At 71.8% G+C, this 13,346-nt stretch carries 7 protein-coding genes; 3 read left to right on the plus strand and 4 right to left on the minus strand.

The features are described 5' to 3' along the window. Positions 1-19: 19 nt before the first annotated feature. Both AB0M92_RS06940 and AB0M92_RS06945 read right to left on the minus strand, forming a co-directional pair. The gene (locus AB0M92_RS06940; protein ID WP_366101032.1) at positions 20-463 is read right to left on the minus strand and encodes a hypothetical protein; all 444 of its coding nucleotides are present in this window, start codon (positions 461-463) and stop codon (positions 20-22) included. Between the two features lie 166 nt (positions 464-629). Then, positions 630-2,174, minus strand: a complete 1,545-nt coding sequence (locus AB0M92_RS06945) for a DHA2 family efflux MFS transporter permease subunit (protein ID WP_366101033.1) — start codon at positions 2,172-2,174, stop codon at positions 630-632. Positions 2,175-2,323: 149 nt separating this feature from the next. On the opposite strand from AB0M92_RS06945, the gene AB0M92_RS06950 reads away from it, so the two are divergent. Further along, positions 2,324-3,346: an AsnC family transcriptional regulator gene (locus AB0M92_RS06950; protein ID WP_366101034.1), complete on the plus strand. Its 1,023-nt coding sequence runs from the start codon at positions 2,324-2,326 to the stop codon at positions 3,344-3,346. A 30-nt stretch (positions 3,347-3,376) separates the two neighbouring features. Here the strand turns inward: AB0M92_RS06950 and glgP are convergent, their stop codons facing one another. Then, on the minus strand, positions 3,377-6,028 hold the full coding sequence (gene glgP, locus AB0M92_RS06955) for an alpha-glucan family phosphorylase (protein WP_366101035.1): 2,652 nt from the start codon (positions 6,026-6,028) through the stop codon (positions 3,377-3,379). A gap of 228 nt (positions 6,029-6,256) precedes the next feature. Next, positions 6,257-9,004 carry a PKD domain-containing protein gene (locus AB0M92_RS06960; protein WP_366101036.1) on the minus strand — a complete coding sequence of 916 codons (2,748 nt, stop codon included), beginning with the start codon at positions 9,002-9,004 and terminating at the stop codon, positions 6,257-6,259. Positions 9,005-9,533: 529 nt separating this feature from the next. On the opposite strand from AB0M92_RS06960, the gene AB0M92_RS06965 reads away from it, so the two are divergent. Together AB0M92_RS06965 and treS are read left to right on the plus strand one after the other, a co-directional pair. Next, entirely contained in the window at positions 9,534-11,528 is a 1,995-nt protein-coding gene (locus tag AB0M92_RS06965) for an alpha-1,4-glucan--maltose-1-phosphate maltosyltransferase (protein ID WP_366101037.1), read from the plus strand. Further along, on the plus strand, positions 11,525-13,219 hold the full coding sequence (treS, locus tag AB0M92_RS06970; RefSeq protein ID WP_366101038.1) for a maltose alpha-D-glucosyltransferase: 1,695 nt from the start codon (positions 11,525-11,527) through the stop codon (positions 13,217-13,219). Before AB0M92_RS06965 ends, treS begins: the two co-directional genes overlap by 4 nt. Positions 13,220-13,346: the final 127 nt, after the last annotated feature.

Consider the following 13,346-nt stretch of genomic DNA (forward strand, 5'->3'; position numbering starts at 1 on the left):
TGCTCGGCGGACCGGAAGGTCAGCCGATGCGCCGGAAGGCGGAGCGGAAGTCGTCGTCGTCCCAGCGCGAGTCGCCGCAGCCGCCGCCCCGGAACTCGTCGCGGCAGTCGTCGCCGTGGCTGCGCAGCGGCACGAACGTGACCGAGCGGACCGAGACGTCGTACACCGTGTCGCCGGGCTGCAGCTCGCGCTCCACCCGGCCGCCGCAGCCGAAGTTCGCGTAGAGCACGGCCCGCGAGTCGGTGCCGTTGTGCACAGCCGTCGCCGGGCGGCCCCGCGAGGTGCCCGTCAGCTCGTAGCAGGTGTCGTTGTCCGCGGGGCGGATCTGCGCGCGGTCGTCGTTGTCGATGATGTATTGCAGTCGGCCGAGGTCGTCATGGCCGCCGGCCAGTGACGGGCCGGCGGTCGGCAGGACGAGGGCGAGGGCGCCGAGGAACGCCACGGCGGTCGGGCGAAGACGCATGGGGAGGCAGTCCGTTCTGTGGGCACAGGATGCCGGTCCGAATGGCACCCAGCGGTCAGCGTTGAGAGCGGTATTCCACGCCGGAGCACTGCGGCATGCCCAACATGTTCGAATGTTCACCCTTTTGGGAGGGCCGCCTGCGCCCGTACGGCCCCACCCCCGACCGCTAGACGGACATGCGTTCGGACGCGGGGGAGCCCTCGCCCGCCTGAGCCGGGACACCGGCGCCGGCGCCGGCCGCGACGGGAGCCTGGGCCCGGTCCTTCGTACGGACGAGAACCAGCACCAGCAGCGCGCCCGCCAGCCCCATCAGCCCCGAGACCAGGAACGTCTCCCGCAGCCCGCTCGCGAAGGCCTCCTCCACCCAGACCCTGGCCGCCGGACCCGACGCCAGCAGCTGCCCGGCCCGCCCCGAGGCCAGCGCCTCGGCCGTGCCGTGCCCTTGGCCGGAGCCGCTGAGCCCGTCCCGCAGCCCGGCCTGGAAGACCGCGCCGAGCACCGCGACGCCGAGCGCCATGCCCAGCTGCCGCGCGGTGTTCAGGGCCCCGCCGGCCATGCCCGCCCGGGCCGGGGCCACGGCGCCCATCGCGGCGGCCGCCAGGGCCGGGGTCGCCATGCCCACGCCGAGCCCGGTCACCACCAGCCCCGGGACCAGGGCGGACCAGCCGTCGCCCGCGTCCGTCATCCAGGCCTGCAGCAGCGCGCCCGCTCCGATCAGCAGCATCCCGCCGCCGATGGTCAGCCGCGCCGGAGCCCCGTGCAGCAGCCGCCCGGCCACCGCGGAGACGGCGAACGAGGAGATGCTCAGCGGCACGAGCACCAGGCCGGCGGAGACCGGGCCCATCCCCTCGGCGGACTGCAGCCACAGGGACACGTACATCAGGTACGAGAAGGCCGCCCCGGACAGCAGCAGCGCCCCGGCCATCACGCCGACGAAGGAGCGGCTGCGGAACAGCGAGAGGTCCAGCATCGGGCGGGAGCTGCGCAGTTCGACCAGGACGAAGGCGGCGAAGGCGGCCACGCCGAGGCCGAAGAGGCCGAGGGTGGCGGCCCCGGTCCAGCCGTTCTCGCCGACGCGGATCAGCGCGTACGTGACGGCCGCGGCCCCCGTGGTGAACGCGGCCATCCCGGGCAGGTCGAGACCCTTGGCGCGCGGGTCGCGGGACTCGGCGACCGACCGGAGGGTCACGTACACGGCCAGGGCGCAGACGGGGAGGTTCACGAAGAAGATCCAGCGCCAGCCGAAGTGCTGGGTGAGCAGCCCGCCGAGGATCGGGCCGGCCGCGGCGGCGGCGCCGTTGACCGCGCCCCAGACGCCGAAGGCGACCCCGCGGTCGCGGCCCTGGTAGGCGCTGCTCAGCAGGGCCATGGTGGTGGCGAACATCGCGGCGCCGCCGATGCCCTGGACGGCGCGGAACGCGATCAGCGCGGCCGGCCCGTCGGCCAGCCCGCAGGCGAGCGAGGCGGCGGCGAAGATGCCGAGCCCCGCGAGGTAGACCCGGCGGCGGCCGATCCGGTCGGCGAGGGACCCGGCCCCGAGCAGCAGCGCGGCGAGGGCCAGGGCGTAGCCGTCGATGACCCACTGGAGTCCGGAGAAGGAGGTGTGCATGTCGGCGGCCATGTCGGGCAGGGCGACCATCACGATCGTGACGTCGACCAGGAGCATGAACGCCCCGAGGCACACCGCGGTGAGCGGGAGCCATTTGCGCATGGGAGAACTCCTCGGGACCCGGAGGCCCGGCAGGGGATTGATAAGAGACCGGCGGTGGTTCCAAACTCCCATCCGGACGGCCGATCCCCCACCCAGACCCGTCCGGCTGCCGGATTTCCCCCATCGCACGCCCTGCCATGATGGAAACCATGACGACACCCGTACAACTGGATGAGCTGGACCGGGGCCTGATGGAAGCCCTGATGATCGACGGGCGGGCCGCCTTCAGCAAGATCGCCGAGGTGCTGGAGGTCTCCGACCAGACGGTGGTGCGCCGCTACCGCCGGCTGCGGACCTCGGGGCTGCTCCGGGTGATCGGGCTGCCGCTCGGCAGCCGCGTCGGGCTCTTCGAATCCTGGCTGCGGGTGCAGTGCGCACCGGACGCCGCGCTCGCGGTGGCCGGGGCGCTGGCCCGGCGGTCGGACATCTCCTGGGTGAAGCTCGGCTCCGGCGGGACCGAGATCAACTGCCTGACCAAGGCCCGCACCCGCCAGGACCGCGACGGCCTGCTCCTGGACAAGCTCCCGCGCACCCGCCGGGTGACCGGGGTCATCGCCCACACCATCCTGCGGGTGTACATCGGCGGCCCGTCGGGGTGGTGCGGCCTGGACGTGCTGCGGCCCGAGCAGGTCGAGGCGCTGGGGTCGGCCCCGGCCAGGCCCCCCGTGGTGCACGGGCGGGAGCAGGAGCGGTACGCCCTGGACGAGGCCGAGCACGCGCTGCTCGCGGTGCTGGCGCAGGACGGCCGGGCCGGCTATCCGGAGCTGGCCCGGGCCTCGGGCCTCTCGGAGTCCACCGCGCGCCGGCGCCTCGACCGGCTGCGGGAGCTGCGGGCGCTCTACTTCGACCTGGAGCTCGTGCCCTCGACCCTGGGCTTCGACGCCGAGGCCACGCTGCTGCTGACCGCGGCCCCGGCCCGGCTGGCGGAGGCGGGGGCCGCGCTGGCCGGCCATCCGGAGGTTCCGTTCGCGGCCGCGGTGACGGGTACGGCCAACCTGATGGCCGCGGTGGTGTGCCGGGACACCGACGAGCTCTACACGTACATGACCGAGCGGATCGGCGCGGTGCCAGGCATACAGCACGTGGAGGTGATCCCGACCCTGCGCAACATCAAGCGGGCCGGGATGCTGGTCGAGGACGGGCGGCTGGTCGATCCGCCGCCCGCCCCCTGACCGTGCCCGGAGCCTCGAAGGCCCGAGCCGCTAGCGCAGCAGTACGCCGCCGCCCCCCGCCTCACCGGCCGCGTCGGTCTCCACCGGGGCCGCGACCAGCCCCAGTTCGGCCGGGGTCGCCAGCATCGCGTGCGCGGGCAGGATCCGTACGGTGTAGCCGTAGGGCCCCGTACGGTCGAGGGCGAGCGGGCCCTCGTACATCCAGCGCCCCTCCAGGTCGGGCCCGGCGGTGGGCTTGAGCGGGAAGGAGCGTCCGCCCTGGATCACGTCGTGCGGATCCACCCGCCCGGCGACCGCCTGGACCTCCACGTCCTCGGGCGTGAGGGCGTCCAGCGCGACGCGCACCCGCAGGCCGAGGGTGGTCCCGAGCTCGGCCGTGCCGTTGACCGGGGCCGCCGCCAGCGCCTCCACGTGCTCGACGGTGACCCGCGGCCAGGCCGCCCGGACCCGCCCCTTCCACCAGGCCAGGTCCCGAGCCGCGTCCGCGTTCAGGGTCCGGTGGGCGCGGGCGGCCGGAGCGTACAGCCGCTCCACGTACTCGCGGACCATGCGGCCCGCGAGCACCTTGGGCCCCAGGGAGACGAGGGTGCGCCGGACCATCTCGATCCACCGCACCGGCAGCCCGCTGCGGCCCGCCCGGTCGTAGAACCGCGGCGCGACCCGGTCCTCGATCAACTCGTAGAGGGCGCCCGCCTCCAGGTCGTCGCGCCGGTCCTCGTCCGTTCCGAGCCCGTCGGCCGTCGGGATGGCCCAGCCGAAGTCCGGCTCGAACCATTCGTCCCACCAGCCGTCCAGCACGGACAGGTTGAGGCAGCCGTTGAGCGCCGCCTTCATCCCGCTGGTTCCGCAGGCCTCCAGCGGCCGCAGCGGGTTGTTCAGCCAGACGTCGCAGCCCGGGTAGAGCTTCTGCGCCATGGCCATGCCGTAGTCGGGCAGGAACACGATCCGGTGGCGCACCCGCGGATCGTCGGAGAACCGCACCAGCTCCTGGACGAGCCGCTTGCCCCCGTCGTCGGCCGGGTGCGCCTTGCCCGCGACGACGATCTGCACGGGCCGGTCCGGGTCGAGCAGCAGCGCGCGCAGCCGCTCGGGGTCGCGCAGCATCAGCGTGAGCCGCTTGTACGAGGGCACGCGCCGGGCGAAGCCGATGGTGAGCACGTCCGGGTCGAGCACGGAGTCCACCCAGCCGAGTTCGGCCTCCGCGGCCCCGCGCTGGAGCCACGAGGCCCGCAGCCGGTCGCGCACCTCCTGCACCAGCTGCTCGCGCAGCACGCGCCGCAGGTCCCAGATGTCCTGGTCACCGATGTCGGCCACCGCGTCCCAGCGCTGGGAGCCGCCCACCGACAACGCGTCCTCGGTCCGTCCGGCGCCGATCTGGCGCGCGCCCAGGCGGACCACCTCGGGGGCCACCCAGGTCGGGGCGTGCACGCCGTTGGTCACGGAGGTGATCGGCACGTCGGCCGGGTCGAAGCCCGGCCACAGCCCGGCGAACATGCCGCGGCTGACCGCCCCGTGCAGGGTCGAGACCCCGTTGGCCCGCTGGGCCAGGCGCAGCCCCATGACCGCCATGTTGAAGACCCCGGGGTCGCCGCCGGGATAGGACTCGGCGCCCAGCTCCAGGATCCGGTCGACCGGCAGGGCGGCCAGCTCCGCGCCGGGCCCGAAGTGCCGGGCGACCAGGGCCCGCTCGAAACGGTCGATGCCGGCGGGCACCGGCGTGTGCGTCGTGAACACGGTCCCGGCGCGCACCGCCTCGACGGCGGCCTCGAAGCCGAGCCCCTGCTCCCCTTCCAGTTCCCTTATGCGTTCGAGCCCGAGGAAGCCGGCGTGCCCCTCGTTCGTGTGGAACACCTCGGGGTCGGGGTGCCCGGTGATCCGGCAGTACGCGCGCACCGCGCGCACGCCTCCGATGCCGAGCAGCATCTCCTGGAGGAGGCGGTGGTCGCTGCCGCCGCCGTAGAGCCGGTCGGTCACCTCGCGGGCGCCGGAGTCGTTGTCCTCGACGTCGGAGTCGAGGAGCAGCAGGGGTACGCGGCCGACGCGGGCCTGCCAGATGTGCGCGTGCAGGGCCCGGCCGCCGGGCAGGCTCAGGGTCACCCGGGCCGGTGCCCCCTCGCCGTCGCGCAGCAGGGAGACGGGCAGTTCGTTGGGGTCGAGGACGGGATAGTGCTCCTGCTGCCAGCCGTCGCGGGAGAGGGACTGGCGGAAGTAGCCGTGCCGGTACAGCAGTCCCACGCCGATGAGCGGGACGCCGAGGTCGCTGGCGGCCTTGAGGTGGTCCCCGGCGAGGATCCCGAGCCCGCCGGAGTACTGCGGCAGGGCGGCGGTGATCCCGAACTCGGGGGAGAAATAGGCGATCCCGGCGGGCAGCTCGGCATGGTCCTCGTGGCTCTGGTACCACCTCCCGCCGTGGACGTAGTCGTCGAGGTCGGCGGCGATGACGGCGAGGCGGCGCAGGAACCGCCGGTCGCCGGCCAGTTCCTCCAGCCGGGGTGCGGAGACCGCGCCGAGCAGCCGGACGGGATCGCCTCCGGCGGCCTGCCAGCCTTCGGGGTCGACGGATTGGAAGAGTTCACGGGTCTCGGCATGCCACGACCAGCGCAGATTGCGCGCGAGATCGGCAAGCGGAAGCAATGGTTCCGGGAGGACGGGGCGCACGGTGAATCGACGGATAGCCTTCACACGTTCTACCTTCGCAGGCGATTGCGGATCGAAGCGGCCGCACCACGCTGTGCGCCCGCGCATCACCCCGGGAAGGCTAGCTTCACCGGGGCCCCGCCTGCCACGGTGCCTCGGGCTCCGCGCGCCGCCGCGGACCCGCCCCCGTCCCCGCCCCGAACGCCGCCGCCCCGGCCGCCGCGTGCGGTGCACGGGCGGCCGGGGCGGCGGGGGTGTCGGGGTCCCGGGGCGTCAGGGCTGCGTGAACCAGCCGAGCAGGTCGGTGATCACGTGGGTGCTGCCGCCCCAGCTGTTGGCGACGGTGACGCGGCCGCCGTCGCCCACCGGGGTGGTGACGTGGTTGGGGACGGTGTCACCGGGACGGGTGTTGAGGCTGCTGGCGTCCGGGCGGGCGGAGCCGTACCCGTACACGGTCAGGAAGCCGGGGCCGGTGGAATCGGTCGCGGTGACGTTCAGGGCCGCGCCGATCGCGCCGGCGGGCAGTCCGGTGACGGTGGTGGTGGCGCCGGGTGCGAGCTTGCCGGTGGTGCGGGTGTCGGCGAGGCGGCGCGGGGCGGCCGGGGTGAACAGGGCCTTGCCGTCCTTGCCGTACCAGCCGACGGCGTCCAGGACCAGATGCGTGGAGCCGGTGTTGGTGTAGAGGGTGATGGTCCCGTCGGGACCGACCGGGACGATGGCCTGGTTCGACCTGTCCTTGCCCGGTTCCAGGTTGAGGTTCGAGGTCGCGGGCCGCTTCGCCGGGTCGGGATAGGCGATGACGTGCGCGTTCTCGGTGGAGCCGGTGCCGGTCAGGTTGAAGGCGACGGCGGTGGCGTCGGCGGGGATGCCGTTCACCCCGGCGACCTTGACGGTCCGGGTCTGCCCGCCGCCGAGCGCGCCGCCCGCGGTACGGGTGTCGGCGAGGCGGGTCGGGGCGATCGGGCTGAACCGCTGCCCGATGCCGGGCTGATAGTAGCCGACGAAGTCGACGATCAGCGCGGCGCGGCCGGAGTTGAGCTGGGCCGAGACCTTTCCGTCGGCACCGACCGGGACCGTGACCGTGTTGGAGGAGGTACCGCCCGCCTTGACGTTGACGTTCGAGGTGGCGGGGCGCGACTGGCCGGACGGCCACACGCTCAGGTGGGTGTCCTCGCCGGCCCCGGTCACGGTGACGTTGAGGACGGCCGCGGCCATGCCGGCGGACAGGACGTGGTCCGGCACGCTGAGCCCGACGGGCAGGGTCACGGCCGTGGGGCTCCCGCTCTGCAGGACGGTGCCGTTGGCACGGGTGTCCAGCAGGCGGAACGGCGCCGTGGCGACGTAGCCGGAGGGGGCGTAGTCGACCTTCACGCTCCGCGTGGCCGTGGAGGTGGCGCCCTTGGTGTCGCGGAGGGTGAGCGTCACCTTGTACTCACCCGGGCGGGCGTAGGTGTGATCCGTGCCGGACAGGCCGTTGTGGTGCCAGGTGGTGCCGTCACCGAAGTCGAAGTCCACGCTCTCCACCGGCCACGGCGCAGCGGAGGGCGAGATGTCGACGCCCACGCTCAGCGGCGGGGTGTGGCCGATCGGGTTGTCCGAGGTCGGCAGAACCGGATCCACGGTGAGAGCGGCGGTGAGCGGGCCGGCCGCGGTCACCTTCGTCGACTTCGTGTCGGACACCGTCTCCCCGGCGTCGGAGACGGCCGTCACCGTGACCGCACACCAGGCACAGGGCGCGCCGTAGACGTGTTCCGCGGTGGTCGAGCGGGTCACGGCGGGGGCCGTGCCGTCACCGAAGTCGTAGCGGAAGGTCAGTGCGCCCGGCCAGCGGTTGTCCGCAACGGCCGTCGCCTTCACGGTGGTGCCGACCGGCGCCCAATACTGATCGAGGTCCAGCCGGACACCCCTCAGCCGGTCTTGGGTCTCGGCGGCCCCGCGGTCCATGTACCCGCCGTCCTTGCCGGTGTTCGGGACGCGGGGGTCGTCGGTGGCGGGCTTGCCGTAGATGTCGGTCGACAGGGCGCCCGGAGCGGTCGCGTCGGCCGAGTCGACGGTGGGCGAGCCGTCGATCGCGCCGACCTTGTAGCCGTCGGGGGCCAGGAGGTCGTGCGCCCCCTGGCCGGTGGCGGCCTGGAGGGCCGCCGGGCTCGGGTAGGCCTTTCCGGCCCAGGTGTACGGGTTCACCGCCGGCGTTCCGTGACCGCTGAGCACGTTGTAGTCGACCCGCGTGCCTTGGGCCGCGCTCTGCGACACGTCGACGCCGCCCCGCGGACCCGCGGACCGGCAGCCGCTGTGGGTGGACTCGCTGAAGATCACGTTGTTGAACAGTGCGGAGCCGGTCGAGGCGCCGCCGAACGACACGGTCGCCCCGCAGAGGGCGGAGAAGTCGTTGTTGGTGATGACCGTGCCGGGCGCGTCCACCACGGCCACGTTGCTCGCCCCGAGGGTTCCGTTGAGCTCGTTGCGACTGAGGACGGTGCCCCGCGCGCCGCCCTCGATCCGGACCCCCCACACCGAGCCGCGGGTGAAGCGCACGTCGGCGCTCCCCTCCCCGACGACGAGGCCGTCGAAATCACCCCCGCCGCCCTGCATCCGGTCCAGCTCGACGTCCGTGGACCGGGAGACGCGGATGCCGTCGCCGACGTACATCCCGCGCACCACCACGTGGCCCGCACCGGTGACGGCCAGCGCCTTGCCGAGAGACACCCGGCCTCGGCCGTCGGCCGCACCGGACACGAAGGAGATCGGCTTGCCCGGCTCGCCGGAGCGGTCGACGGTGACGGCCTCGTCGTAGGTCTCACCCGGTTCGATCCGCACGGTCTGGCCCGGCCGCACGATCTTGGCGGCCGCGGAGATGGTGCAGAACGGGGCGGCCTGTGCGCCGGACCCCGCGTCCGAACAGTTGGCGTCGACGTTGTCGACGTAAAGCGTGGCCGGCGTTTCGGCAGCCGCGGCGCCCGGGACACCGAGAAGGGTGACAAGGCCCGCGGTGAGCAGGCCCACCGTACGAGTGGCACGCAACAGGAACGTTCCTTCAGAAAAAGGGGATGTGGATTCAGGACATTCCGGCAGTCGGAACCCCCCATGGAAGCCACTGAGACGGACCCCATGATCCCTCCTCAGGGGGACGCTGTCACTCGGGATATACCGCTCTCACCGCCCCAAATCACCGGTCACGAATGAGGTCCGTGGTACCGGTGGGACAGGGGGCGTCAGGGCGTACATCCGTTAGTCCCAACCGACTTGACTGAGCCTCGGCGGATGTCGGCCAAGACCTTGGTACGGGCCGCGCGACTACGTACGAGTAGTTAACCGAGTGCACTGATTGAGCGGGGTGAGAGTGGGCAGGGCTCCCCGCGTACACGCACGGCACCCCGCCCCACCACCTCTCCCCGCCACCCGAGTGAACGCGGACAGGAGCGGCCATGCCCGCAGCCCAGCCGTCTTCCGAGCGGCTAGAAACAGAGCGAACAGAGCGTGCACGACCAGCCGGTGTTCCGGCTGGGCTGTTGTCACCGAGCCCTGCGAACTGCCCCCAGGTGATCCCATCATGATCGGTCGCATTCCCGTTCTGGACGTCCGCCCCGCCGTCGACTGCGGCGCCAGACCCGCCAAGGCGGTCGTCGAGGAGGTCTTCGAGATCTCCGCCACCGTTTTCCGCGAAGGCCACGACGCCGTCGCCGCCCATGTCGTGCTCCGCGACCCCAGCGGGCGGCTGCGGCCCCCCGTGCCGATGCGGGAGCTGGCGCCCGGCACCGACCGGTGGGGCGCTCGGGTCTGCGCCGAGGTCGAGGGGAGGTGGACGTACACCGTCGAGGCGTGGAGCGACCCGGTCGGCACCTGGCAGGCCCACGCAGCCATCAAGATCCCGGCCGGCATCGACCCCGGGCTCACCCTGCTCGAAGGCGCCGAGCTCTACGAGCGGGCCGGCTCCCGGATCCCCAAGAAGGACGGCCGCGAGCACGTGCTGGCCGCCGCCGAGGCCATGCGCGACGAGGACCGCCCCGTGGAGCTGCGGTACTCCGCCGCCCTCGCGGCCCCGGTGCAGGACGCCCTCGTACGGCGCCCGTACCGGGAACTGGTCACCGCCTCCAAGGCCCTGCCGCTGGTCGTGGAGCGCAAGCGGGCCCTCTTCGGCTCCTGGTACGAGATGTTCCCCCGCTCCGAGGGCGCCGTCGTCGAGCCCGGCGCGGAGCCCGTGAGCGGCACGCTGCGCACCGCCGCCGAGCGGCTGCCGGCCATCGCCGCGATGGGATTCGACGTGGTGTACCTGCCACCGATCCACCCCATTGGGAGTACGTACCGCAAGGGACCGAACAACACCCTTTCGGCCGGAAGTTGGGACCCCGGCGTGCCGTGGGCCATCGGTTCCACCGAAGGCGGCCACGACGCCGTCCACCCCGACCTCGGCACGATCGAGGACTTCGACGCCTTCGTCGCCCGCGCCCGCGAGCTGCGCCTGGAGATCGCCCTCGACTTCGCGCTCCAGTGCTCCCCGGACCACCCCTGGGTGGAGAAGCACCCCGAGTGGTTCCGCCACCGGGCCGACGGGACGATCGCGTACGCCGAGAACCCGCCGAAGAAGTACCAGGACATCTATCCGATCCACTTCGACACCGACATGGCCGGGCTCGTCGAGGAGACGGTCCGCGTCCTGCGGTACTGGATGGACCACGGCGTCCGCATCTTCCGTGTGGACAATCCGCACACCAAGCCGGTCGTCTTCTGGCAGAAGGTGATCGCGGACATCAACAAGTCCGACCCCGACGTGATCTTCCTGGCGGAGGCCTTCACCCGGCCCGCCATGATGCGCACGCTCGCCGCGATCGGCTTCCAGCAGTCGTACACGTACTTCACCTGGCGCAACACGAAGGCCGAGCTGACCGAGTACCTGACCGAGCTCGCGGACGTCCGCTCGGCCTCCGTCATGCGGCCGAATTTCTTCGTCAATACGCCCGACATCCTCCACGAGTACCTCCAGCACGGCGGCCGCCCGGCCTTCGAGGTGCGCGCCGTCCTCGCCGCCACCCTCTCCCCCACCTGGGGCGTCTACGCGGGGTACGAGCTGTGCGAGAACACCCCGGTCCGGGAGGGCAGCGAGGAGTACCTGAACTCGGAGAAGTACGAGTTCCGGCCACGCGACTGGGCGGCCGCCGACCGCGAGGGCCGCACGATCGCCCCGCTGATCACCTCGCTGAACCGGCTGCGCCGCCGCCACCCGGCGCTCCAGCAGCTGCGCGACATCCATTTCCACACGACCGACAACGACCAGGTGATCGCCTATTCGAAGCACGCGGGCGCCAATTCCGTACTGGTGGTCGTCAACCTCGATCCGCACCACACCCAGGAGGCGACGGTCTCGTTGGACATGCCGGCACTCGGCCTCGACTGGCACGGGTCCCTCGCTGTGCGCGACGAGCTCACCGGCGAGACCTACCACTGGGGCAGGGCCAACTACGTACGCCTTGAGCCGGGTCGCACGCCCGCTCACGTACTGGCGGCTCTGCGACCGTCCCCGCCCACCGGAGGGTCACCCACCACATGATGATCAACGATCCCGTCCACGACACGTTCGAGGACACCCCCGCGAAGGACCGCGACCCCGACTGGTTCAAGCGGGCGGTCTTCTACGAGGTGCTCGTACGGTCCTTCCACGACAGCAACGGTGACGGCGTAGGGGACCTGAAGGGGCTCACCGCCAAGCTCGACTACCTGCAGTGGCTGGGCGTCGACTGCCTCTGGCTGCCGCCGTTCTTCGCCTCCCCGCTCCGCGACGGGGGCTACGACGTCGCGGACTACACCTCCGTGCTGCCCGAGTTCGGCGATCTCGCCGACTTCGTGGAGTTCGTGGACGCCGCGCACCACCGCGGCATGCGGGTGATCATCGACTTCGTCATGAACCACACGAGCGACCAGCACGAGTGGTTCCAGCAGTCCCGCAAGGACCCGGACGGTCCGTACGGCGACTACTACATGTGGGCCGACAACGACAAGCAGTACCAGGACGCCCGCATCATCTTCATCGACACCGAGACCTCCAACTGGACCTACGACCCGGTCCGCAAGCAGTACTACTGGCACCGCTTCTTCTCGCACCAGCCGGACCTCAACTACGAGAACCCGGCCGTCGTGGAGGAGATCGTCTCGGCGCTGCGCTTCTGGCTGGACCTCGGCATCGACGGCTTCCGGCTCGACGCCGTGCCCTACCTCTACGCCGAGGAGGGCACCAACTGCGAGAACCTGCCGCGCACCCACCGGCTCCTCAAGCGGGTCAGGGCCGAGATCGACGCGCACTACCCCGACACCGTGCTGCTGGCCGAGGCCAATCAGTGGCCCGAGGACGTCGTCGACTACTTCGGCGACTTCGCGAAGGGCGGGGACGAATGCCACATGGCCTTCCACTTCCCCGTCATGCCGCGCATCTTCATGGCCGTGCGAAGAGAGTCGCGCTACCCCGTCTCCGAAATCCTGGCCAAGACCCCGGCGATCCCGGACCGCTGCCAGTGGGGCATCTTCCTGCGCAACCACGACGAGCTCACCCTCGAAATGGTCACCGACGAAGAGCGCGACTACATGTACGCCGAGTACGCCAAGGACCCGCGGATGCGGGCCAACATCGGCATCCGGCGCCGGCTCGCCCCGCTCCTCGACAACGACCGCAACCAGATGGAGCTGTTCACCGCCCTGCTGCTGTCGCTGCCCGGCTCGCCGGTGCTCTACTACGGCGACGAGATCGGCATGGGCGACAACATCTGGCTCGGCGACCGCGACGGGGTCCGCACCCCGATGCAGTGGACCCCGGACCGCAACGCCGGTTTCTCCTCCTGCGATCCGGGCAGGCTCAACCTGCCGGTCATCATGGACCCGGTCCACGGGTACCAGGTCACCAACGTAGAGGCAGCGATGGCATCGCCCTCGTCGCTGCTGCACTGGACCCGCAGGCTGATCGAGGTCCGCAAGGCGAATCCGGCCTTCGGCCTCGGCTCCTACACCGAACTGCCCTCGTCCAACCCGGCGGTACTGGCCTTCCTGCGCGAGTACGGGGACGACCTGGTGCTGTGCGTGCACAACTTCTCGCGTTTCGCGCAGCCGACCGAGCTGGACCTCCGGTCGTTCAACGGGCGGGTCCCGGTGGAGCTCACGGGTGACGTGCGCTTCCCGCCGATCGGCGAGTGGCCGTACCTGCTCACGCTCGCGGGACACGGCTTCTACTGGTACCGCCTGCTGGGCGAGTAGCCGCCGAGTACGGGGTGGGCGCGCGAATGGGTCAATCGCCCGCCCCTGTACGGATCATCCTGACCCGACACTCGTACACCACCGGAGAAGCAACTGACGCGATCCGGGACACTCTCCGCATTCTGTG

Source organism: Streptomyces sp. NPDC051582 (assembly GCF_040681715.1).
Classification (GTDB): Bacteria; Actinomycetota; Actinomycetes; order Streptomycetales; family Streptomycetaceae; genus Streptomyces.

Coding starts and splice junctions, on each gene's coding strand:
- AB0M92_RS06940 (WP_366101032.1), bottom strand. CDS start 463: ATGCGTCTTCGCCCGACCGCCGTGGCGTTCCTCGGCGCCCTCGCCCTC.
- AB0M92_RS06945 (WP_366101033.1), bottom strand. CDS start 2,174: ATGCGCAAATGGCTCCCGCTCACCGCGGTGTGCCTCGGGGCGTTCATG.
- AB0M92_RS06965 (WP_366101037.1), top strand. CDS start 9,534: ATGATCGGTCGCATTCCCGTTCTGGACGTCCGCCCCGCCGTCGACTGC.
- AB0M92_RS06950 (WP_366101034.1), top strand. CDS start 2,324: ATGACGACACCCGTACAACTGGATGAGCTGGACCGGGGCCTGATGGAA.
- treS (WP_366101038.1), top strand. CDS start 11,525: ATGATGATCAACGATCCCGTCCACGACACGTTCGAGGACACCCCCGCG.